Origin of the sequence: Rhodococcus sp. ACS1 (genome assembly GCF_002300155.1) — a bacterium.
Classification (GTDB): Bacteria; Actinomycetota; Actinomycetes; order Mycobacteriales; family Mycobacteriaceae; genus Rhodococcus_F; species Rhodococcus_F koreensis.
Genome location: NZ_NSDZ01000005.1, coordinates 817,330 through 840,372 on the forward strand (window position 1 = coordinate 817,330; position 23,043 = coordinate 840,372).

The window sequence follows — 23,043 nt, forward strand, 5'->3', positions numbered from 1 at the left end:
CGTTCTATTATCGGGGCACGAACGGCGGGATTCAATGCGGAGGAGCGTCTCGATGACGGACAGGCCGGAATTCGATCTCATCGACGGACGGTTCTACTCGGGCGAACTCGGCGACCCCCGGCAGGCATACGCCTGGATGCGCGCCCACGAACCGGTGTACCGGACAGGCGGCATTCTCGGCGCCGCGTCGTACGAGGCCGTCCTGGCCGCCGAACGCGATCCGGAGTTGTTCTCGAACGCGGGCGGAATCCGGCCCGGGGTGGGCCCGCTGCCCCAGATGATCGACATGGACGACCCCCAGCACCTGCAGCATCGCCGACTCGTCAACGCCGGCTTCACCCGCAAACAGGTGGAGGCGAAGGTCGGCCGGATCCGCGAGATCTGCGACCACCTCATCGACGCCGCGTGCGGCAAGGAGGAAGTGGACTTCGTGCGCGATCTGGCGGCGCCGCTGCCCATGGCCGTCGTCGGCGACATGCTCGGCGTGCGCCCCCAGGAACGCGACCTGTTCCTGCAGTGGTCCGACGACCTGATGAATGCGCTCGGCAGCAACGCCACCCCGGAAGGACTGCAGGCACAGGCCAACGCCTACCTCGCGTTCAACGAATTCACGCTCCGCACCATCGAGGAACGGCGGCAGAACCCGACGGACGACCTCACCAGCATCCTCGTGCACAGCGAGATCGACGGGCACCGGCTGAGCGACGCGGACATCGTCGGCGAAACCCTGCTGATCCTCATCGGCGGCGACGAGACCACCCGGCACGTCCTCAGCGGCGGCATGGAACAACTGCTGCGCCACCCCGAACAGCAGGCGCGTCTCGTGAACGACCCCGACGGCATCCCGACGGCGGTCGAGGAGATGCTGCGCTGGTCGTCGCCGATCAAGAACATGTGCCGCACCGTCACCCGCGACGTCGACTTCTTCGGAACCGCCCTCCGCGAGGGCGAGAAGATGATGCTGCTGTTCGAATCCGCCAACTTCGACGAGGCGGTATTCCACAACCCCGACGTGTTCGACATCGGACGGTCCCCGAACCCGCACGTCGCATTCGGCTTCGGCACCCACTTTTGCCTCGGCAACCAACTCGCCCGGCTCGAAGCGAAGATCATGTTCGAGCAACTGCTGTCGCGGCTACCCGACATGATGCTCGTCGACGACACCCCGCTGCGGCGTCGTCCTGCCAACTTCGTGTCCGGGCTCGAGGAGATGCCGGTCAAGCTGTAGGCGCTTCGCGCCCGTGCGTGGTTGAGGAGTCTCTGGACTCGCTAACCGCGCACGGGCGCGAAGCGCCTATTCCGGGGCGCCGATGTTCAACTCGTCCGGGTGGGCTCCGACGCGGGCGCCGTCGTCCATCGTCTCGATCTCGCTGAGGTCCTGCTCGCTGAGTTCGAAATCGAACACGTCGATGTTCTCGCGGATCCGCGACTCGTGGACCGACTTGGGGATGACGATCAGCCCGCTCTGCAGATGCCAGCGGATCAGCACCTGGGCAGGGCTCTTACTGTGCCGGTCGCCGATGCGCGTGATGATCGGATCGGTGAGCAGGACGTTCGGCTTCGAGTCGTCGCCCCACCCCGAGTTGCTGGTGCCGCCGAGCGGGCTCCACGATTCGACGGCGATGCCGTGCTCGACCGCGTACGTCCGGATCTCCTGCTGGGCCAGATGCGGGTGCAACTCCACCTGGTCGACCGCCGGGACGACGCCGCCCCGGTCGATCAGCAACTGCAGGTGGCGCGGTTCGAAATTGCACACACCGATCGCCTTCGCGCGCCCGGACTCGGCGATCTTCTCCAGCGCGTCCCACGTGCGGAGGATGCGGTCGTCGTCCTGCAGCGGCCAATGGATCAGGTACAGGTCGACGTAGTCGACACCGAGACGTCCGAGGCTGGCGTCGAACGCTTTCAGCGCTGGCTCGTAGCCCTGGTCCGAGTTCCACAACTTGGTGGTGAGGAAGATGTCCTCGCGCGGGACTCCCGAGTTCGCGATGCCGCGGCCGACCCCCTCCTCGTTGCCGTACGCGGCGGCCGTGTCGATGTGCCGGTAGCCCGCCTCGTCCAGGGCGAACCCGACGGCGTGTTCGGTCTCGTCGTTGTCGGCCTGCCAGACCCCCAAGCCGAGCTGGGGGACGATGGTTCCGGAATTCAGCACGATGCTGGGTACTCGAGGACTCATGCTGTCCAGGCTATCGACTGCGATGGGGTCGTGAGGGGTACATGCGCCGCCTGGCATCATGCGGAGGTGACCCGAATTCGGCTATTGGCGACGGACCTCGACGGCACCCTGCTGCGATCGGACCGCACGATCTCCCCGCGCACCGCGCAGGCGATGGAGGATGCCCGACGGTCGGGGGTCGAGGTGGTGTGGGCCACGGCCCGCGCCCGGCATTCGGTGCACGAACTCGCGCAGTCGTGCGGATTCCGCGGCAAGGCGATCTGCGCGAACGGTGCGGTCGTCCTCGACCTGGCCGACGGCACCCCGGTGATCACGGCGACGACGACCATCGCGATGGCGTCGGCCGCCGCGGCAATGGACCGGGTGCGGACGCTGATGCCCGGTGTCGTATTCGCGAACATCGGCCCGACGCGCTTCGTCGCCGAACCGGCGTACGCGGCACTGTGCGAGTTCGCCGACCACCACCGGCATCCGCACGAGATGATGCTGTCGGAACTGCTGCCCGATATCGACGAGCCGATGGTGAAGATCGTCGCCCGGCACCCCGAGGTTCCCAGCGCGGACCTGTACCGCGCGGCGGTGGCCGCCGGCGTCGACGGCGTCGAACTGACGCACTCCGGTGCGCCGTACGTCGAGATGGCGGCGTCCGGTGTGTCCAAGGCGAGTGCGCTCGCCGAACTGTGCGCCGTCGACGGGATCTCGACGGACGAGGTCGCCGTCGCCGGGGACGCCATCAACGACGTCCCGATGCTGACATGGGCGGGCACGGCGCTGTGCCCGTCCAACGCGCTGCCCGAAGTTCTCGCCCTCGCCGACCACGTCCTGCCCAGCAACGACGAGGACGGGGTCGCCAGCTACCTGGAGGGGCTGCGCCCGTGAGTGGTTGACGAGTGCAGAGACTCGTGAACCACGCACGGGCGGCGGAGCCGCCTACAGTCCGGCGGCGGTAGCGAGCTCGGCGAGGTAGTCGCGCGGCTGCCCGAAGAGCTGTGCGCTCCCGTGCGCGCGTTTGAAGTACAACTGCGCGTCGTGCTCCCAGGTGATGGCGATGCCGCCGTGCAGCTGGATGGCCTCGGCCGCGACGTTCTGAAGCGCCTCCGAGCAGTACACCTTCGCGACGACGGCATCGTCGTGCGTCCCCGACAGCGCCGCCGCGTACGACATCGACCGGGCCGTCTCGACGAGCGCGTACATGTCGGCCATGCGGTGTTTCAGTGCCTGGAAGGATCCGATGGCGCGCCCGAACTGCTTGCGCGACTTCGCATATTCGACCGTCTGTTCCAGCGCCGCGGACGCCGCGCCGACCTGTTCCGCCGACAGCGCGACCAGCGCGACGGTGCGCAACTGGTCGACGAGGTCGGTGGGGGAGACGAGCCTTCGCGCCGCGACGCCGTCGAACACGACCTCCGACAGCGCGCGCGTCGGGTCCATCGCCGGGACGCGACGTTGGGTGACGCCGTCCGCCGCCGGGTCGACCTCGAACATGCCTTCGGATGTGAGGACCAGCAGCACGTCCGCGACGTCACCGCCGAGGACGTACGACGCCGTCCCCGACAGCGTCTCGCCCGACGCGGTGACGCCGAAACCGGACCACCCGTCCGGGCCCGCCCAGCACAGCGCGGCCACCGAGCCTGCCGAGATGCCGGGAAGCAGCCGGGCGCACGCGTCGTCGTCCCCCGACAACACCAGCGCCTGCGCGGCCAGCACCGCGCTGCCGAGCATCGGCGACGGCGTCAGCGTGCGGCCCAGCTCTTCCTGCACCACATGGACTTCCAGCAGCGATGCCCCGACGCCGTCGTACTTCTCCGGGATGGCGAGCGCGGCGACACCGATCTGCTCGCACAACTTGGACCACAGCGCGTCGTCGTAGCCGTGCCCGGTGGTGATCGCCCGGCGGACGGCGGCGGAGTCGGAGTGCTTGCCGAGCAGGTCCCGGACCGACGACCGGAGCGCGGCGCGTTCCTCGTTGTCGAAACTCATGATGCCTCCACGAGCGAATCGACGACACGACCGCGGTGGAAGTCCGGTGTGCCCCAAGCGGACACGAGCGCGCGGACCTTCGTCAGCCATAACGACAGATCGTGCTCCTGCGTGTACCCGATGGCGCCGTGCACCTGGAGCGCCACCCGCGCCGCCCGGTACGCGGCATCTCCGCACGCCACCTTCGCGGCCGACACGTCCCGGGAACTGTCTGCGGAGCCGTCCCGCACGGCCAGCGCCGCACCGTGCAGAAGCGGCCGCGACATCTCCAGCCCGACAGCCACTTCCGCCAGGTGATGTTTGATGGCCTGAAACTGTCCGATCGGCTTGCCGAACTGCTTGCGCTGCTTGGCGTAGTCGGTGGTGACGTCGAGCAGGGTCTGGCCGAGTCCCTGCAGTTGGGCCGCGGTCGCGAGGGCGCCGAGGTCGAACGCGGGCCCGAAGTCCACGTCACCGAGGGTCTCGCCGGCGGTCAGCGGGAACAGCCGCCGAGACTGATCCACCGAGTTCTGCACCGCACCGGCCTGTCCGAGAGACAGGGTGGCACCGTCGACGAGCAGGACCAGATCGGCCGAGTCCGCGTCCACCGCGAACGGCACGTGCGGGCCGGCGGCGACTGTGGCGAGCAAACCGGAAGCCAACGCCGACAGCCGGTCCGATGACACCTGCGCGAGCAGGGCCGGCGCGACGGCGACGGTCTCGGCCACCGGGCCGGGGACCGCGTGGCGTCCGAGTTGTTCGACGGCCACCACGAGGTCGACGGCGTCGGCGCCGAGGCCGTCGTGTTCCTCGGACACCAGCAATCCGTTCACGCCCGTCTCGGCGAGGCGCTGCCACACCTTCAGACCGGGGCCGGTGTCGCCGGTGTTCCACGACCGGATCACCGCCGGCATGTCGGCCTTCGACAGCAGTGCGTCGATGCTGGACGCGAAGTCCTGATGGGAGGAGTCGAGTGTGAATCTCATCGATCCGCCTTCGGTAGGCCGAGCAGGCGCTCGGCGATCACGTTCTTCTGAATCTCGTTGGTGCCGGCGTAGATCGGGCCGGAAAGGGAGAACAGGTAGCCGTCCGTCCAGTTGTCGGCGAGCTCCGCCGAGGCGCCCTGCAGCTCGAGCGCAGTCTCGTGCGTGGTGATGTCCCACTCCGACCAGAACACCTTGTTGATCGACGACTCGGCCCCGAGTTGGCCGCCGTCCGCGAGCCGGGTGACGGTGCCGAATGTATTCAGCTGGTACGCGCGGGCACCGATCCAGGCGTCGGCGACCCGGTCGCGCAGCGCGGTGTCGTCGGTGCGTCCGGAGGTCTCGAACAGCGCGATCAGCCGGTCCACCGTGGCAAGGAACCGTCCCGGGCTGCGCAGCGACAGCCCACGTTCGTTGGACGCGGTGCTCATCGCGACCCGCCAGCCCTCGTTCACACCGCCGATCACTCCCGACTCGCCGGGGTTCGCGGCGTCGTCCGGCACGAAGACGTCCTCGAGGAAGATCTCCGCGAACCCGGGTTCGCCGTCCAGCTGATCGATCGGGCGGACGGTGACACCCTGTGACCGCAGGTCGAACATGAAGTACGTGATGCCCTTGTGCCGCTGGGCGTCCGGGTCGGACCGGAACAGCCCGAAACCCCAGTCAGCAAAGCTCGCGCGGGAGCTCCACGTCTTCTGCCCGTTCAGCACCCAGCCGCCGTCGACACGGCGGGCGGTGGAGCGGAGCGACGCGAGATCACTGCCCGACTCCGGTTCCGACCAGGCCTGCGCCCAGATGTCGTCGGCGCGGGCCATCCTCGGCATGATGCGGGCCAGCTGCTCGGCGTTCGCGTGCTCGAACAGCGTCGGGGCGAGCAGGAAGATGCCGTTCTGGCTGACGCGTCCGGGTGCACCGGAGCGGTAGTACTCCTCCTCGAACACCACCCATTCCAGCAGCGACGCGTCGCGTCCGCCCAGTTCCTCCGGCCACGACACCACGGACAGCCGGGCGTCGGCGAGAGTGCGTTCCCACTCGCGGTGCGCCTCGAAACCCTCCGCGGTGTCCATCGACGGTAGCGGCTCGGCGGGAACGTTGTCGCGCAGAAAGGTTCGCACCTCCTCGCGGAAGGCGACGGTGGCGTCGTCGAACTCGAGATCCACTTACTTGGCTCCTTCGTTCGAGTTGCGGGCGCTGGCGGCCATCGACTTGGCGTCCATGCCGCCGAGCGGATCGGTGTCGATCTCCGCATTGTGCGCGTGCGCGAAGTGGTGGAGGCCGAAGACGGAGTCCATGCCGTTCCGCATGCCCATCTGGTCTTCGCACTGGTTGACGGCCTTCTTGGTGAGCGCGAGACCGAACCGGGGCATCGCGGCGATGCGGCCGGCGATCGCCAGGGTCTCCGTCTCGAGGTCCTCGCGCGGCACGACGCGGTTGACCATGCCCACCTCGTACGCGCGCTGCGCGGTGAACCGGTCGCCGGTGAAGAGGATCTCCTTCGCGAACCGCGGTCCCAGCATCCACGGGTGCGCGAAGTACTCGACCCCGGGAATGCCCATACGTACGACCGGATCGGAGAAGAAGGCGTCGTCCGACGCGACGATCAGGTCGCACACCCACGCCAGCATCAGACCGCCGGCGATGCAGGCGCCCTGGATCATCGCGATGGTCGGCTTCGGGATCTCGCGCCAGCGACGGCACATCCCGAGATACACCTCCATCTCGCGGGCGTAGCGCTGGTCGCCGCCGGGCTTGTCGACGTGGTCCCACCACATCACGGCCTTGTTGTCGTAATGGACGTGATGGTCGCGGCCCGGGGTGCCGATGTCGTGCCCGGCGCTGAAGTGCTTGCCGTTGCCTGCGAGGACGATCACCTTCACGTCGTCGTCCTCGACGGCCCGCTCGAACGCGGCGTCGAGCGCGTACGTCATCACCGAGTTCTGGGCGTTGCGGTAATCGGGGCGGTTGAGCGTCACGAATGCGACACCGTCGCGCACGTCGTAGGTGACGACGTCACCCTCGTCCGGAACCGTCATTTCTTCTCCTCACGCAGAACGTTTTTCATGACCTTCCCGGAGGGGTTCCGGGGGAGGGAGTCGACGAAGCGCACCGAGCGGGGCACCTTGAAGTTGGCGAGGCGCTCCTTGCAGAACGCGATCACGTCGGCCTCGGCGAGCGCGGTACCCGCCTTCGCCACGACGAACGCGCGCCCGACCTCGCCCATCCGCTGGTCGGAAACACCGATGACGGCAGACTCCGCGACACCGTCGAGCCTGGCAAGGGCGTTCTCCACCTCAGCGGGATACACATTGAACCCGCCGGAGATGTACATGTCCTTGAGACGGTCGGTGATGTCGACGTATCCGCGGTCGTCGAGGGTGCCGACATCGCCGGTGTGCAGCCAGCCGTCCGCGTCGATGGTCTTGGCGGTGGCCTCCGGGTCGTCGAGGTAACCGAGCATCACGTTCTCACCGCGCACCAGGATCTCGCCGTGATCGCCGATCCGAACCTCCATCCCGGGGATCGCGCGACCGGACGTGGTCGAGACGGTCACCGGGTCGTCGTCGGTCCGGCACATCGTGACCACCACGGCCTCGGTCTGGCCGTAGGCGGTGAGGACGGCGTCGAAGCTGAGTTCCGACTGCATGCGTTCCACCAGGGCGACGGGCACCGCGGCCGCGCCGGTGATCGCGACCCGCAGGCTGGACAGGTCGTACTTCGGGCGGTCGGGGTGGTCGAGGATCGACTGGAAGATCGTGGGGGCGCCGGGCAGCACCGTGATCTGCTCGTCGTGCACGGTCGCCATCACCTTGGGGACGTCGAACACGGCCATCGGCACGACGGTGACCCCGTTCAGCAGGCATACCAGGAACCCGGCCTTGTAGCCGAAGGTGTGGAAGAACGGGTTGATGATGAGGTAGTTGTCGTCCGACGTCACCTCCGCGCACTCACCCCACGCCCGGGCGATCCCCACCGACTGCCGGTGCGCGCTCATCACCCCCTTGCTCCGGCCCGTGGTGCCCGACGTGAACATGACATCGGAGACGTCGTCGGGGGAGACGCCGACCGCGCGGGCGTCGGCCTCGGCGCGGGTGTCCTCGTCGGCGAGGGCGAGGAAGTCGTCGAAGTCGACGACACCCGGGGTCGGGGCGTCGCCGCCGTCGACGGGCACGCGGACGACCGTCGGCAGGTCGAGGGTGCTCGACTCGTTGCGCAGCGACGCGTACCGGTCGGTGCCGAGGAAGTTGCCCGCGACGACGAGTGCGGTCGTCTTGGTGCGCTCGAGGATGTCGAGGGTCTCCGGTGCGGTGTACCGGGTGTTGATCGGGACGAGCGTCGCGCCGGCGTAGTGGATGCCGAGCGCGGCGACCACCCAGTGATACGTGTTGGGCGACCACACCGCGACGTGGTCGCCGGGCCGCACGTCCTGCGAGCAGAGTGCGGCGGCGAAATCGCGGACACGGTCGTGCAGTTGTGTGAAGGTCAGACGGACGTCGCCGTCGGACACCGCCGGAAGCTCGCCGTATGCACGCGCGGCGTGGATGACGGCGGACGGGATGGTTCTCGGATGTTCGGTCACTGGGCTCCCTACCTACCTAGCAAGTGCTTGGTAGGTTATCTTACAGACGTGGACCAGAGCGAGAGCCCGGACGGGCTGATCACCGACGACGACTTCGCCGAGAGCGTCAGAACGTGGCTGAAAAACAATCTGACCGGCGACTTCGCCCGGCTGAAGGGCAAGGGCGGCCCCGGTAGCGAGCACGAGTTCTTCGAGGAACGGCTCGCCTGGGACCGGCACCTGGCGGCCGCCGGATGGACGTGCCTCGGCTGGCCGAAGGAATACGGCGGGCGCGGAGCGACGCTGGCTCAGCAGGTCGTGTTCCACGAGGAATACGCGAAGGCAGGGGCACCGGCACGCGTCAGTCACGTCGGCGAGGAATTGCTCGGACCGACGCTCATCGCGTTCGGCACCGAGGAGCAGAAACGACGCTTCCTGCCGGGGATCAACACCGTCACCGAACTGTGGGCGCAGGGCTACTCCGAGCCCGGTGCCGGCTCCGACCTCGCCAACGTCGCGACCACCGCACGACTCGACGGCGACAAGTGGGTGATCAACGGCCAGAAGGTGTGGACGTCGCTCGCGCACGTCGCGCAGTGGGCGTTCGTGCTGTGCCGCACGGAACCCGGGTCGAAGCGGCACCAGGGGCTGAGCTTCCTGCTCGTGCCTCTGGACCAGCCCGGCGTCACCGTCCGGCCCATCCAGCAACTCACCGGCACGTCCGAGTTCAACGAGGTGTTCTTCGACGACGCCGTCACCGACGCCGATCTGGTGGTCGGGGAACCCGGCGACGGCTGGCGGGTCGCGATGGGGCTGCTCACCTTCGAACGCGGCGTGTCCACGCTCGGGCAGCAGATCGGATTCGCCCGCGAACTGCAGGGCGTCGTCGACCTCGCGAAAACCACCGGCGCAGCGTCCGACCCGAACATTCGCGAGAAGATCGCCCGCGCCTGGGTGGGGCTGCGCGTGATGCGCGCCCACGCCCTGCGGACCCTCGAGGCCGTCGACGCCGGAACGTCCGGGCCCGAGGCGTCCGTCGCGAAACTGCTGTGGGCCAACTGGCACCGCGACCTCGGACAGCTGGCGATGGAGGTGCAGGGTGCGTCGTCGCTCCTCGCCCCCGTCGACCCGACGTCCGACATCACCGATCCCGAACATCTCGAACTCGGCGAATGGCAGCGGCTGTTCCTGTTCACCCGCGCCGACACCATCTATGGCGGATCCAACGAGATCCAGCGCAACATCATCTCCGAGCGCGTGCTCGGACTCCCCCGAGAGGCACGACCGTGACAAAACCCGCACCGCTCGCCACCGCACCCGTCGAGACGCCGGGCCACGACCTGCTGAAAGGAAAGAAGGTCGTCGTCACCGCCGCCGCGGGCACCGGCATCGGCTACGCGTCCGCGCGACGTGCCCTGCTCGAGGGCGCCGACGTGCTGGTGTCCGACTGGCACGAACGACGGCTCCGCGAGACCCAGGAGAAGCTCGCCGCCGAGTTTCCCGGGCAGGCCGTCGAGGCGCTGACGTGCGACGTGTCGAGTACCGAACAGGTGGACGCCCTGATTTCCGGGGCGGCCGACGCCCTCGGCCGGATCGACGTCCTCGTCAACAACGCCGGACTCGGCGGTGAGACGCCGCTCGTCGACATGACCGACGAGGAGTGGGACCGCGTCCTCGACATCACCCTGAACGGCACGTTCCGCGCCACCCGCGCGGCGCTGCGCTACTTCAAGGGCGTCGAGCACAACGGAGTGCTCGTCAACAACGCGTCCGTCCTCGGCTGGCGGGCGCAGCACTCGCAGGCCCACTACGCGGCGGCGAAGGCCGGCGTCATGGCGCTCACCCGTTGCAGCGCGATCGAGGCCGCCGAATACGGGGTCCGGATCAACGCCGTCGCACCGTCCATCGCCCGGCACGCCTTCCTCGCCAAGGTCACCAGCGAGGAACTCCTCGACAAACTGGCATCCGACGAGGCCTTCGGCCGCGCCGCCGAGGTGTGGGAAATCGCCGCCACCATCGCCATGCTCGCCAGCGACTACACCACCTACCTCACCGGCGAGGTCGTGTCGATCTCGTCGCAGAGGGCGTAGCCGCCCCGTGCGCCTTTTTGGTAGCTCCGACAACCAGAAAGGCGCACGGGGCCGGAGTACCTAGCAAGCGCTTGGTTGATAGGATGTGACGATGACTCCACCCCTCGACGACACGACCGGCAAGACCGGACGCAGGGCCGAACTCCTCGACATCGCGGCCACCCTCTTCGCCGAACGCGGCCTGCGGGCCACCACCGTGCGCGACATCGCCGACGCCGCGGGCATCCTGTCGGGCAGCCTGTACCACCACTTCGACTCCAAGGAGTCGATGGTCGACGAAATCCTACGGGGCTTCCTCGACGACCTGTTCGGCAAGTACCGCGAGATCGTCGCATCCGGACTCGACAGTCGCGCGACCCTCGAAGCGCTGGTCACTACGTCCTACGAGGCGATCGACGCGTCGCATTCGGCGGTCGCGATCTACCAGGACGAGGTGAAGCATCTCGTCGCCAACGAGCGCTTCACGTACCTGTCCGAACTGAACACCGAATTCCGCGACCTGTGGATGGGTGTGCTCGAGGCGGGGGTGAAGGACGGCAGCTTCCGGGCCGACATCGACGTCGAACTCGCCTTCCGTTTCCTCCGCGACACCGCCTGGGTCGCCGTCCGCTGGTACCGGCCCGGCGGTTCCGTCACGGTCGACACCGTGGCCAAGCAATACCTCTCGATCGTCCTGGACGGACTCGCGAGTCCCCAACACTGACTAGGAGTTTCACATGACCGAGGCCTACATCGTCGACGCCGTTCGCACCCCGATCGGCAAGAAGAACGGTGGCCTGTCCGGCGTGCATCCCGCCGACCTGGGTGCGCACGTCATCAAGGCCGTCGTCGAGCGCACGGGCATCGACCCGGCCGGTGTCGACGACGTCGTCTTCGGTTGTGTCGACGCGATCGGCGGACAGGCAGGCAACATCGCCCGCACCGCGTGGCTCGCCGCCGGCTACCCGGAAGAGGTCCCGGGGGTCACGGTCGACCGGCAGTGCGGGTCGAGCCAGCAGGCCGTCCACTTCGGTGCGCAGGCGATCCTCAGCGGCACCGCCGACCTGATCGTCGCGGGCGGTGTGCAGAACATGAGCCAGATCCCGATCGCGTCGGCGATGGTGGTCGGGCAGCAGTACGGATTCGACACCCCGTTCGGCGGATCGACGGGCTGGGCCGAGCGCTACGGCGACCAGGAGGTGTCGCAGTTCCACGGCGCCGAACTGATCGCGGACAAGTGGGACATAAGCCGCGAGGCACTCGAACGCTGGGCGCTGCAGAGCCACGAGCGGGCGCGGACCGCCATCGCCGAGGGTCGCTTCGACCGCGAGATCGTGCCGGTGGGCGACTTCACCACCGACGAGGGTCCGCGCGAGACCAGCCTCGAGAAGATGGCCGCCCTGAAGACCCTCACCGACGGCGGACGTCTCACGGCCGCGGTCGCGAGCCAGATCTCCGACGGTGCGAGCGCGGTGCTGCTGGCCTCACCGGAAGCGGTCGAGCGGTACGGCCTGACGCCCCGCGCCCGCATCCACCACCTCAGCGCCCGCGGCGCCGACCCGATCTTCATGCTCAGCGCGCCGATCCCCGCGACCCGCTACGCGCTGGAGAAGACCGGCCTGAGCATCGACGACATCGACCTGGTCGAGATCAACGAGGCCTTCGCGCCGGTGGTCCTCGCGTGGCTCGCGGAGATCGGCGCCGACCCGGCGAAGGTCAACGTCAACGGCGGCGCGATCGCCCTCGGCCACCCACTCGGCGCGACCGGCACCAAGCTGATGGCGACGCTCCTCAACGAACTCGAACGCACCGGCGGCCGCTACGGTCTGCAGACCATCTGCGAAGGCGGCGGCACCGCGAACGTCACCATCATCGAACGCCTGTGAGTACTTCTTAACCGCCGGGGGGCTGTTGCAAAATTCCGGGTCGGGGTGTCCGCGTGTCACCCTGGTCTGACCTGGGGTTTCCTGGATAATGTGTTGGTGGCCAAGGGATATCGACCGGTGAATCGTGATCAGCAGTTCCTGTTGCCGCCGGACATGCGGGAGTGGGTGCCGCCCACGCATCCGGTGTGGACGGTGATCGAGATCGTCGACGAGCACCTCGACACCTCGGCGTTCCACGCTTCTCGTCGCACCGGGGGCGCCGGCCGGGCCGGGTACGACCCGGACATGCTGGTGACCCTGCTGATCTGGGCGTGGTCGCGGGGGATGCGGTCCTCCCGGCAGATCGAGCGGGCCTGCACCGAGGTGGTGTCCTACCGGGTGATCTGCGCCGGCGACACCCCCGACCACGTGACGATCTCCCGGTTCCGCAAGGACAACCACACCGCCTGTCAGGACCTGTTCACGCAGGTCCTGATCCTGGCGGCGTCGCTGGGGTTGGGGCGGCTCGAAACGATCGCGTTGGACGGGGTGAAGATCGCCTCGAACGCCTCGAAGGACGCCAACCGCACCGAGGCCGGGCTCCGCAAGGCCGCCGCCGCCGAGGCCGCGCGGATCGCCGCGGCCACCGCGGCGGCGCACGCGGCCACCGATGACGCCGAGGACGACCTCTACGGCGAGGACGATCCGGGCCCGGGCCAGGTGCCGGCGGAGTTGGCCGATCCGGGCACCCGGTCGGCGCGGATCGCGGAGGCGTTGGCGCAGCTCGACGCGGACAAGCGGGCCGAGCAGGCCGAGCGGGACGGGAAGTCACGGCACTACCTGGCCCGGCTCGACGCCGGCCAGACGGTGATGGGCCGGGTCCCGGTCGGGGCCGAGGTCGCCGCCGCCGAGCGGCGACTGGCCCAGGCGGTCACCGCCCAGCAGGCGGTGCTCGACCGATTCGAGGAGCGCACCGCGTCCGGGGCCCGGGGCGGGTTCGTCCCGAAACCGGTCGACGAGCACCACCTGGTCCGGCGGCGGCGCACCGAACTCGACACCGCCCTGCGCAAGCAGGCCGCACGCGATGCCACCGCCGGGCAGCGTCGCCGCAACACCACCGACCCCGACTCGCGGCTGCAGCCGCTACGCGGCGGCGGCTGGCTGCAGGGCTACAACTGCCAGGCCTTCACCAGCGTGGACGGGGTGATCCTGGCCACCGGGGTCGGGACCGGCCCCGCCGACTACGACTACTTCCCCGAGATGGTCGACAAGGCCGGTAAGGCCGCGCAACTGATCGACACCACCCGCCGCCACACCAACCCGAACCCCGCCCCCGCTCCGGCTCCGGCCCCGGCTCCGGCTCCGGAGGAGTTGATCGGGGTGATGCTCTTCGACGCCGGCTACTGCTCCCGCGAGAATCTGACCGCCCCGGGCCCGGACCGGTTGATCGCCACCGGCAAAGCCCGTGACCTCGAAACCGCGGCGGCCGAGAACCCGGTCACCGGATCCCCACCACCACACGCCGATCCGATCGCAGCGATGACCCACCGACTGCGCACCGAGGCCGGCATCGCCACCTACCGCCAACGCTCACCCATCGCCGAAACCGTGTTCGGGCACGCCAAACACAACCTCGGATTCCGCCGGTTCACCAGCCGCGGCCTCGACCGGGCCCGCAGCGAATGGGCCTTCCACGCCGCGGTCCACAACATCGGCAAGATCCTCACCCACCTGACCGCAGGACACACCCTCCCGGCCACCACCTGACCAGGCGGGGCCACCCCCGCCCGCACCGGCACCCGCCCAACGCGCCGAACACAGCCACACCACCGTCACTCAATTCCGCAACATCCCCCCGGCGGTTAACAAGTACTCACGGGTGCGAAGCGCTACGCTCGAACAGGATAGTGACGAGTCCTGAACGGGGCCGTGATGCACGAATTGGCAATCACCCAGAGCGTCGTCGACGCCGTCTGCGAGACCGCTGCGGGACGGACGGTCCACAGCGTGCGGGTGCAGGTGGGGGCGCTGACTGCGGTAGTCGCCGATTCGATGCAGTTCTGTTTCGAACTGGTCACCGAAGGGACCGTCGCGCACGGTGCCCGTCTCGACATCGACCACACGCCGGGCGGTGCGCACTGCCGTGAATGCGGCGACGACTTCGTGCTCACGGACCTGGTGTTGCTGTGCCCGTGCGGAAGTGCGGACGTAGAGGTCACGTCGGGTCGGGAACTACGAATCCTCTCGATGGAAGTGAGCTGACGCAAATGTGTGCCACCTGTGGATGCGGAGACGAGACGGGGACCAGGATCACGGTGCCCCACGAGCACCCCCACGACCACGAGCACCCGCACGACCACGCACACGAGCACACCCACGAACACCCCCACGACGAGCACCCACACACTCACGAACACGCGACCGAGACGGTCACCCTCGAACAGAAGGTGCTGGCGAAGAACGACCTCACGGCCGAGCGCAACCGGGGCTGGCTGGCGGGGCGCGGGGTACTCGCCCTCAACGTGATGAGTTCGCCCGGGTCCGGGAAGACGACGCTGCTCGAACGCACCATCGCCGACATCGGTGGGCAGCGTCGGGTCTCGGTGGTGGAGGGCGACCAGGAGACGATGCTCGACGCCAACCGCATCAAGGCGACGGGATGTGCTGTGGTGCAGGTGAACACGGGCGCCGGGTGTCATCTCGACGCCGAGATGATGCGGGACGCGCTGACCGCCCTGGACCCCGAGCCGAATTCGCTGCTGTTCATCGAGAACGTGGGGAATCTCGTCTGTCCGGCACTGTTCGATCTCGGTGAGAAGAGCCGGGTGGTGGTGATCTCGGTGACCGAGGGGACGGACAAGCCGCTGAAGTATCCGCACATGTTCGCGGCGGCGAACCTGGTGATCGTGAACAAGGCGGACCTGTTGCCGTACGTGGACTTCGACGTCGACCTCTGCACGAAGTACGCCCGGTCGGTGAACCCGGACCTGCAGATGATCACATTGTCGGCGACGACCGGTCAGGGCATTCGGCAGTGGTACGACTGGATCGCGAAGAAATGAAGCCACTACACGACGGGGCCGGACGACGCGGCGCGACGCGCCGGGGACCGTTGACATCCGCTCGGCGGCGGAGCTAAATAAATATCAGCGCCACGCAGGTGGGCCGACGGTCGACTCCGGTGGCGACAGGAGTTGTGTTCACTCCGGAAAGCGACCTGATATGCCGACACAGGAAGCAATCAACGCCGAGGACACCCTGATTCACGTGCTGTGGATCAATGCGGGACTCAGTTGCGACGGCGATTCGGTGGCCTTGACGGCTGCGACGCAGCCCAGTGTCGAGGAGATTGCCCTGGGGGCCCTGCCGGGCCTGCCCAAAGTGGCCGTGCACTGGCCGCTGATCGACTTCGACAACGGTCCGGAGGGCGGCGCCAACGACTTCCTGGAATGGTTCTGGAAGGCGGACCGCGGCGAACTCGAACCCTTCGTGCTGGTGGTGGAGGGTTCCATCCCGAACGAGCAACTTCACGACGAGGGTTACTGGTGCGGCTTCGGCAACAATCCCGAGACCGGTCAGCCGGTGACGACGAGTGAGTGGCTCGATCGTCTGGCTCCGAAGGCGACGGCGATCGTCGCGGCGGGCACGTGCGCGACGTACGGCGGCATCCACGCGATGGCGGGCAACCCGACCGGGGCGATGGGTGTTCCCGATTATCTCGGCTGGGACTGGAAGTCGAAGGCGGGCATTCCGATCGTCTGCGTTCCCGGTTGCCCGATCCAGCCGGACAATCTGTCGGAGACGTTGACGTATCTCCTCTACATGGCCACCGAGCAGGCGCCCATGATTCCGCTCGACGACGCGCTGCGTCCGCAATGGCTGTTCGGCGCCACGGTGCACGAGGGCTGCGACCGCGCCGGCTACTACGAGCAGGGTGATTTCGCCACCGAGTACGGCTCACCGAAGTGCATCGTGAAGCTGGGGTGCTGGGGTCCTGTCGTCAAGTGCAACGTCCCGAAGCGGGGCTGGATCAACGGTGTGGGTGGGTGCCCGAATGTGGGTGGTATCTGCATCGGGTGCACGATGCCGGGCTTCCCGGACAAGTTCATGCCGTTCATGGACGAACCGCCGGGCGGCAAACTCTCCACCACGGCGTCCGGACTGTACGGATCCGCCATTCGCAGTTTGCGCAGGATCACCAAGAACACGTTGGACAAAGAGCCGCACTGGCGCAGTCGCGGTACGAAACTGACCACGGGCGCGACACGCACCTGGTAGTCCCGCTCGGGGTCTCGGGCGGTGGTCCGCCGGCCTCGAACACTGAGAGGTACGTCGATGACAACGATCATTCCGGAACCTTCGCACAAGTCGGAATCCGACGGCCTGGTCGAGATGGCGTGGGATCCGATCACGCGCATCGTGGGTAGCCTGGGCATCTATACGAAGATCGACTTCAAGCAGAAGGAAGTCGTAGAGTGCCACAGCACTTCGTCGATCTTCCGCGGCTATTCGATTTTCATGAAGGGTAAGGACCCCCGCGACGCCCACTTCATCACGAGCCGGATCTGCGGCATCTGCGGTGACAACCACGCGACGTGTTCGTGCTACACCCAGAACATGGCCTACGGTGTGAAGCCTCCGAACATCGGCGAGTGGATCGTCAACCTCGGCGAGGCCGCGGAATACATGTTCGATCACAACATCTTTCAGGAGAACCTCGTCGGTGTGGACTTCTGCGAGAAGATGGTCTCCGAGACGAATCCGGGGGTGCTGGCGCAGGCCGAGAAGACCGAGGCGCCGCACGCCGGGGAGCACGGCTACAAGACCATCGCCGACATCATGCGGTCGCTGAACCCGTTCACCGGTGAGTTCTACCGGGAGGCGTTGCAGGTCAGCCGGTGGACCCGAGAGATGTTCTGTCTCATGGAGGGTCGGCACGTGCACCCGTCCACCCTGTACCCGGGTGGTGTGGGAACGGTCGCAACGATTCAGCTGATGACCGACTACACGACGCGTCTGATGCGCTACGTGGAGTTCATGAAGAAGGTCGTCCCCATGCACGACGACCTGTTCGACTTCTTCTACGAGGCGATGCCCGGCTACGAGAAGGTCGGCCTGCGCCGGACCCTCCTCGGCTGCTGGGGGTCGTTCCAGGATCCCGCGGTGTGCAACTTCTCCTACAAGGACATGGAGAAGTGGGGTCGGGCGATGTTCGTGACGCCCGGCGTCGTGGTGGACGGAAAACTGGTCACGACGTCGCTCGTCGACATCAACCTCGGTATCCGAATCCTTTTGGGCAGTTCGTATTACGACGACTGGACCGACCAGGAGATGTTCGTGAGGAACGATCCGCTCGGGAACCAGGTCGACCGCAGGCATCCGTGGAACCAGCACACCAACCCGCACCCGCAGAAACGCGACATGGAGGACAAGTACAGCTGGGTGATGTCGCCGCGGTGGTTCGACGGCACCGACCACCTCGCGCTGGACACCGGCGGCGGACCACTGGCCCGGCTCTGGAGTACCGCCCTCGCGGGCCTCGTCGACATCGGGTACGTGCAGTCGACCGGTCACAGCGTGAAGATCAACCTGCCGAAGACCGCGCTGAAGGGCCCGGTCGAGTTCGAATGGAAGATCCCGCAGTACGGCAGCAACACGATCGAGCGGGACCGGGCGCGGACCTACTTCCAGGCCTACGCGGCGGCGTGCGCGCTGCACTTCGCGGAGCAGGCGCTCGCCGAGATCCGGGCCGGGCACACGAAGACCTGGGAGAAGTTCGACGTCCCCGACGAGGGGATCGGCTGCGGCTTCACGGAGGCGGTGCGCGGAGTCCTGTCGCACCACATGGTGATTCGCGACGGCAAGATCGCGAACTATCACCCGTATCCGCCGACGCCGTGGAACGCCAACCCCCGCGACAGCTTCGGTACACCGGGGCCGTACGAGGACGCGGTGCAGGGCCAGCCGATCTTCGAGGAGAACGACCGGGAGCACTTCAAGGGCATCGACATCATGCGGACCGTCCGCAGTTTCGACCCCTGCCTGCCGTGCGGTGTGCACATGTATCTCGGTGAGGGAAAGACGCTGGAGAAGCTGCATTCGCCCACCCAGTCCGTGACCGGCGAGTGACGGGGTACGCATGGAGAGTGGCGGATCGGAGACGTGGGGGAGTGACGAAGTAGCAGACGACCCCGATCGGTGGCGGACAGCCGGCGAACGGATCGACAGCCTGTTGGACGCGAGTTCGACAGGTGGCTCGGTGGCCCGCGAGCGCGCCGAGCAATTGGTCCGGGAGGTGGTCGAACTCTACGGCGCCGGGTTGCAGCGTGTCCTCGACATCATCGGTGACCGCGACGACGACCTCGTAGAACGTCTCGCCGCCGACGAACTCGTGGCCAGCCTGCTCCTCGTGAACGGACTCCATCCGCACGATGTCGAGACGAGGGTTGCCTCCGCACTCGACAGCGTGCGCCCCTACCTGGGCTCCCACGGCGGTGACGTGGAATTGCTCGGCGTGGTGGACGGTGTGGTGCGGTTGCGGCTGACCGGCAGTTGTCAGAGCTGCCCGTCGTCTGCGGTGACGTTGGAACTCGCCGTCAAGGACGCCGTGCTGGCGGCCGCGCCGGAGACCGTGGACATCGAGGTGGTGGGCGCCACCCCGGCCGCCGGTTCCGGGCTGATCGCCGCGGAATCGCTGTTCTCCCATGTTCATCCGAACGGATTGGACGGGTCGAGCGGCACCGGGACGTGGGTGTCGGTGCCCGAACTCGAGGAACTGACACCCGGGGAGGTGGCCGGGTTCTCCGTCGCCGGGCTGCCGATCCTGGTGTGCCGGATCGGGGAGCAGTTGTTCGCCTACCGCGACCGGTGCGCCGCCTGCACCCACTCGCTGGCCGGGGCCACGCTGCAACGGAAGGCGGGAGGGCAGGTGGGGGACGCGGTGCTGCGCTGCCCGTCGTGCCGGGCGCATTTCGACCCGCGTCGCGCGGGCCTGCGCCTGGACGGCGACGCGGACGCCGAAACGCTCTCGCCGCTCCCGGTCCTCGTGCGCGACGGCGTCGTCTCCGTGGCCGTGCCCGCCGCGGAGGTGGCGTGATGAGCCCGTCGGGGAACGGGCTGCGCATCCTGCAGCGCATCGCGTCCGAGCGGCCCAAACCGGTGGTCGGGGAACGGTGCGACATGTGCGCCGTGCCGATCGCCGACGCCCACCAGCACGTCGTGAACGTGCAGGACCGGCAACTGATGTGCGTGTGCCGCGGGTGCTACCTGCTGTTCACCGACGAAAACGCCGAACTGCGCTTCCGGGCCGTGCCGGAACGCTACCTGTCGTTTCCGAACTTCGAACTCGCCCCCGGTCGCTGGGACGAACTGGAGATCCCCGTCGGGCTCGCGTTCGTGTTCCGGAATTCGCTGCTGGCCAAGACCGTCGCGTTCTATCCCGGTCCGGCGGGCGCGACCGAATCGGAACTGCCCCTCGACGCCTGGGACGGTGTGCTCGCGGTGAACCCCGCGCTCGGCCGGCTGTCCGCCGACACGGAAGCCCTGTTGCTGCGGGTCCCCGAACACGGCGAGGGCGACCCCGAGTGCTACCTCGTACCCATCGACGCCTGCTACCAGTTGGTGGGGCAGTTGCGGCAGGTGTGGCGGGGATTCGACGGCGGCCAGGACGCACGGCGGGTCATCGACACGTTCTTCGACGACGTGCGGGCGCGCAGTCGCGTCGCGAAGGAGCCGACGTGACCGAGTTGACGTTCCGTGTGGCGGACGTGTTTCCGGAACCGTTCGCGGTTGCGCCGAATCTGACTGCGCGGGTGGAGGTGACGGAGTCCAGCGATGCTGTCGTGCATGCGATGGCCGTCCGCTGCCAGGTCCGCATCGACCCGCAACGCCGCCGGTACACGGACGGCGAGGCGGAGGGCCTCCTCGATCTGTTCGGGCCCCGCGAGCGGTGGACGGCCACGCTCAAACCCTTCCAGTGGATGCAGACCAGCACCGTGGCCCAGGGGTTCACCGGGTCCAGTGTGGTGGAGTTGCCGCTGCCGTGCACGTACGACTTCGAGGTGACAGCCTCGAAGTACCTGCACGCCCTGGATGAGGCCGGGTCGACGGTGCCGCTGGTGTTCCTGTTCAGCGGAACGGTCTTCACGCGCGGGGTCGCCGGGTTCGGCGTGGAACGGATCCCGTGGGACCGCGAATCGACGTACGACTTGCCGGTGGCGGTGTGGCGCGAACTCGTCCAGGCGCACTACCCGAATACGGGCTGGGTGCGCCTCGACCACGACACGCTGGCGGCACTGGCGAAATACAAGGCGGCGCACGGACTGCTCGGACTGGATGTCGCCATCGCAAACCTGCTGCAGGGAGCCGGGGAGGTGATCGCATGATCTCCCCGGCGTCCCTGCAGCGAGTACGGGCCGTGGCCGACGCGGTCCTCTACGAGGGCTACCTGCTGTATCCGTATCGTGCGAGTTCGTCGAAGAACCAATCCCGGTGGCAGTTCGGCGTCCTCGGACCGCCGGGTGCGGCGGAATCGGGAGTCGGCGAGGAACCGCGCCTGTCCTGTCAGACGCTGATGCGCCCCCGTCCGGGTCAGCGGTCCGGAGTGTCGGTGACCGTCCGGTTCCTGCAACTGCAGGTGCGTGAGGTGGAGAAGGCCGCGGGGTCCGGGTTCGAGCCGGTCGGGGAACTCACCGTCGCCGGCCGCAGCTGGCTGTCGTGGGACGAGGCGGTGGAACGCGAGATCGACCTGGGCGCGGTGTTCCCGGCCGAGGAGCTCGAGGACTGCCGGCTCGACGTGGACGTCGAGGGGGGAGTGGACGTCGAGGAGTTGCGCGAGGACGACGGCACCCTCGCCGGGCGCGTGGTGCGGACCAGGTGGCCGCTGCGCGCCGTCGTCCGCGTCGGCAGCGACCGGCACGACGGACTGGACCTACTGCGGGTGTCGATCGAGAACGTGAAGATCGACGCGATCGGCACGTGGTCGAAGGATTCGGCCATCAGGCACTCGCTGATCGGGGCGCACCTGATGTTGGCTGCGGAGGACGCCGAGTTCGTCTCGCTGCTCGAGCCGCCCGACGACGCCGCGCCGCTCGCGTCGACCTGCCATCAGGAACGCTGCTACCCCGTGCTGGCCGGGCTGCCGGGGGAGACGGACCTCGTCCTGGTGTCGCCGATCATCCTGTACGACCACCCGGAGGTGGCCGAGCAGAGCGACGGCGCCCTGTTCGACGCCACCGAGATCGATGAGATCCTCACCCTGCGGGTCATGACGCTCACCGAGGAGGAGAAGCGTCAGGCGCGCGCCACCGACCCGCTCGCCGCCCAGATCATCGACCGCTGCGAGCAGATGTCGCCGGCGACGCTCGCCCAGATGCACGGCGTCCTGCGAAACCCGCATTTCCCGAGCCCCGACATCCCGGAGCAAGGTAACGCCGAGCGCGGCCTCCCCGACATGGGTCTCGTCCCGGAACTGACCGACGACGTGCCGTGGTGGGATCCGGACGCCGACACCGCCGTGCGCCCCGACATCGACGGTGTGATCGTCAACGGCGTCCGGGTGGCGAAGGGCACCGTCGTGCGGATCCATCCGTCGCGCCGCGCCGACGCCCAGGACCTGTTCTTCGCGGGACAGCTCGCTCGGGTGGTGACCGTGCACGCCGACGTCGACGGTGGCACCCACGTCGGCGTCGTGCTGATGGACGATCCCGCCTCCGAGTTGCACGAGTGGTACGGCAGGTATCTGTACTTCGCCCCGGACGAGGTGGAGCCCGTATCGGCAGACACCGGAAAGGAAGAACAGTCATGAAGATTCTCGGAGAGGCCACCACCGCCGCGCTGGCGTTGCTGGCGGTCGCCGGTGTGGCGGTCGCCGTCTTCTCGCTTCCCGACATCAAGCGGTACCTGCGTATGCGCAAGATGTGAGGCCACGTGACGGACAGGCGGGTGCTGGTTGCCGGTGTGGGCAACATCTTCTTCGGCGACGACGGATTCGGTCCCGAGGTGCTGCGTGGTGTCGCGACGAGGTCGCTGCCGCCGGGAGTCCGGGCCGTCGATTTCGGCATCCGTGGAACACATCTGGCGTACGAACTGCTCGACGGGTGGGGTGCACTCCTGCTGGTCGACGCCGTTCCCGATCGAGGTGAGCCGGGGGCATTGAGGGCGTTCGAGGTGGGACCCGATTCGGTGCCCGCGGCGCCGCTCGACGCGCACAGCATGGATCCGGGGGCGGTGTTCGCCAGTCTCCGCGCGCTTGGCGGAACCCTGCCGCGCGCCGTGGTCCTCGGCTGCCAGGTGGACAACACCGACGAGGGAATCGGGCTGTCACCGCGCGTCGCCGCCGCCGTCGCACCGGCCGTCGACACGGTCTTCGAAATCGTGGACCAACTGCTGGCGGCCCACGCAGCGACGCTGCAACCGGAGAAGACGGAGGGCTGAA

Annotated in this window: 23 protein-coding genes; 17 read left to right on the forward strand and 6 right to left on the reverse strand. The window is 67.9% G+C overall.

Translation table 11 applies throughout. The features are described from left to right. Positions 1–52: 52 nt before the first annotated feature. Entirely contained in the window at positions 53–1,228 is a 1,176-nt protein-coding gene (locus CJ179_RS24520; RefSeq protein ID WP_095863164.1) for a cytochrome P450, read from the forward strand. Positions 1,229–1,294: 66 nt separating this feature from the next. Here the strand turns inward: CJ179_RS24520 and CJ179_RS24525 are convergent, their stop codons facing one another. After that, the gene (locus CJ179_RS24525) at positions 1,295–2,176 is read right to left on the reverse strand and encodes an aldo/keto reductase (protein ID WP_072939013.1); all 882 of its coding nucleotides are present in this window, start codon (positions 2,174–2,176) and stop codon (positions 1,295–1,297) included. A gap of 66 nt (positions 2,177–2,242) precedes the next feature. Between CJ179_RS24525 and CJ179_RS24530 the strand changes: the two genes are divergently transcribed. After that, positions 2,243–3,055 carry an HAD family hydrolase gene (locus CJ179_RS24530; RefSeq protein WP_072939011.1) on the forward strand — a complete coding sequence of 271 codons (813 nt, stop codon included), beginning with the start codon at positions 2,243–2,245 and terminating at the stop codon, positions 3,053–3,055. A 51-nt stretch (positions 3,056–3,106) separates the two neighbouring features. Here CJ179_RS24530 and CJ179_RS24535 read toward each other — a convergent pair whose 3' ends face one another. From CJ179_RS24535 to fadD3, 5 genes are read right to left on the reverse strand one after another with little or no spacing between them, the layout of a single operon-like run. Further along, positions 3,107–4,156 carry an acyl-CoA dehydrogenase family protein gene (locus CJ179_RS24535; RefSeq protein ID WP_095863165.1) on the reverse strand — a complete coding sequence of 350 codons (1,050 nt, stop codon included), beginning with the start codon at positions 4,154–4,156 and terminating at the stop codon, positions 3,107–3,109. Beyond that, positions 4,153–5,121 carry an acyl-CoA dehydrogenase family protein gene (locus CJ179_RS24540; RefSeq protein WP_095863166.1) on the reverse strand — a complete coding sequence of 323 codons (969 nt, stop codon included), beginning with the start codon at positions 5,119–5,121 and terminating at the stop codon, positions 4,153–4,155. Before CJ179_RS24540 ends, CJ179_RS24535 begins: the two co-directional genes overlap by 4 nt. Next, on the reverse strand, positions 5,118–6,278 hold the full coding sequence (locus CJ179_RS24545) for an acyl-CoA dehydrogenase family protein (RefSeq protein WP_095863167.1): 1,161 nt from the start codon (positions 6,276–6,278) through the stop codon (positions 5,118–5,120). Before CJ179_RS24545 ends, CJ179_RS24540 begins: the two co-directional genes overlap by 4 nt. Further along, entirely contained in the window at positions 6,279–7,151 is an 873-nt protein-coding gene (locus CJ179_RS24550) for an enoyl-CoA hydratase (protein ID WP_072939001.1), read from the reverse strand. Then, positions 7,148–8,695: a 3-[(3aS,4S,7aS)-7a-methyl-1,5-dioxo-octahydro-1H-inden-4-yl]propanoyl:CoA ligase gene (gene fadD3, locus CJ179_RS24555; protein WP_095863168.1), complete on the reverse strand. Its 1,548-nt coding sequence runs from the start codon at positions 8,693–8,695 to the stop codon at positions 7,148–7,150. Before fadD3 ends, CJ179_RS24550 begins: the two co-directional genes overlap by 4 nt. Before the next feature lie 48 nt (positions 8,696–8,743). On the opposite strand from fadD3, the gene CJ179_RS24560 reads away from it, so the two are divergent. The 15 genes from CJ179_RS24560 (at position 8,744) to CJ179_RS24625 (ending at position 23,042) form a co-directional block, all read left to right on the forward strand. After that, complete coding sequence (locus tag CJ179_RS24560) at positions 8,744–9,964, forward strand: acyl-CoA dehydrogenase family protein (protein ID WP_095863169.1); 1,221 nt, start codon at positions 8,744–8,746, stop codon at positions 9,962–9,964. Next, on the forward strand, positions 9,961–10,764 hold the full coding sequence (locus CJ179_RS24565; RefSeq protein ID WP_095863170.1) for an SDR family oxidoreductase: 804 nt from the start codon (positions 9,961–9,963) through the stop codon (positions 10,762–10,764). Before CJ179_RS24560 ends, CJ179_RS24565 begins: the two co-directional genes overlap by 4 nt. Positions 10,765–10,855: 91 nt before the next feature. Next, positions 10,856–11,467 (forward strand): TetR/AcrR family transcriptional regulator, encoded by a 612-nt coding sequence (locus CJ179_RS24570; RefSeq protein ID WP_072938993.1) that lies wholly within the window; start codon positions 10,856–10,858, stop codon positions 11,465–11,467. A gap of 13 nt (positions 11,468–11,480) precedes the next feature. Next, positions 11,481–12,629 (forward strand): acetyl-CoA C-acetyltransferase, encoded by a 1,149-nt coding sequence (locus CJ179_RS24575; RefSeq protein WP_072938991.1) that lies wholly within the window; start codon positions 11,481–11,483, stop codon positions 12,627–12,629. A gap of 117 nt (positions 12,630–12,746) precedes the next feature. Further along, entirely contained in the window at positions 12,747–14,375 is a 1,629-nt protein-coding gene (locus CJ179_RS24580) for a transposase (protein WP_095863605.1), read from the forward strand. A 165-nt stretch (positions 14,376–14,540) separates the two neighbouring features. Further along, positions 14,541–14,870 (forward strand): hydrogenase maturation nickel metallochaperone HypA, encoded by a 330-nt coding sequence (locus CJ179_RS24585; RefSeq protein WP_072938989.1) that lies wholly within the window; start codon positions 14,541–14,543, stop codon positions 14,868–14,870. 5 nt (positions 14,871–14,875) lie between these two features. After that, positions 14,876–15,670 carry a hydrogenase nickel incorporation protein HypB gene (hypB, locus tag CJ179_RS24590; RefSeq protein WP_095863171.1) on the forward strand — a complete coding sequence of 265 codons (795 nt, stop codon included), beginning with the start codon at positions 14,876–14,878 and terminating at the stop codon, positions 15,668–15,670. Between the two features lie 160 nt (positions 15,671–15,830). Continuing rightward, the gene (locus CJ179_RS24595; RefSeq protein WP_095863172.1) at positions 15,831–16,886 is read left to right on the forward strand and encodes a hydrogenase expression protein HypE; all 1,056 of its coding nucleotides are present in this window, start codon (positions 15,831–15,833) and stop codon (positions 16,884–16,886) included. Positions 16,887–16,943: 57 nt separating this feature from the next. After that, the gene (locus CJ179_RS24600; protein WP_072938983.1) at positions 16,944–18,737 is read left to right on the forward strand and encodes a nickel-dependent hydrogenase large subunit; all 1,794 of its coding nucleotides are present in this window, start codon (positions 16,944–16,946) and stop codon (positions 18,735–18,737) included. Positions 18,738–18,747: 10 nt separating this feature from the next. After that, complete coding sequence (locus CJ179_RS24605; RefSeq protein WP_072938981.1) at positions 18,748–19,704, forward strand: NifU family protein; 957 nt, start codon at positions 18,748–18,750, stop codon at positions 19,702–19,704. Further along, complete coding sequence (locus CJ179_RS24610) at positions 19,704–20,348, forward strand: DUF5947 family protein (RefSeq protein ID WP_072938979.1); 645 nt, start codon at positions 19,704–19,706, stop codon at positions 20,346–20,348. Before CJ179_RS24605 ends, CJ179_RS24610 begins: the two co-directional genes overlap by 1 nt. Further along, complete coding sequence (locus CJ179_RS24615) at positions 20,345–20,992, forward strand: DUF6084 family protein (RefSeq protein ID WP_095863173.1); 648 nt, start codon at positions 20,345–20,347, stop codon at positions 20,990–20,992. Before CJ179_RS24610 ends, CJ179_RS24615 begins: the two co-directional genes overlap by 4 nt. After that, positions 20,989–22,413: a hypothetical protein gene (locus tag CJ179_RS24620; RefSeq protein WP_095863174.1), complete on the forward strand. Its 1,425-nt coding sequence runs from the start codon at positions 20,989–20,991 to the stop codon at positions 22,411–22,413. Before CJ179_RS24615 ends, CJ179_RS24620 begins: the two co-directional genes overlap by 4 nt. Further along, positions 22,410–22,529 carry a hypothetical protein gene (locus CJ179_RS54070; protein WP_371851542.1) on the forward strand — a complete coding sequence of 40 codons (120 nt, stop codon included), beginning with the start codon at positions 22,410–22,412 and terminating at the stop codon, positions 22,527–22,529. Before CJ179_RS24620 ends, CJ179_RS54070 begins: the two co-directional genes overlap by 4 nt. A gap of 6 nt (positions 22,530–22,535) precedes the next feature. Beyond that, positions 22,536–23,042, forward strand: a complete 507-nt coding sequence (locus tag CJ179_RS24625) for a hydrogenase maturation protease (RefSeq protein WP_095863175.1) — start codon at positions 22,536–22,538, stop codon at positions 23,040–23,042. Position 23,043 lies beyond the last annotated feature (1 nt).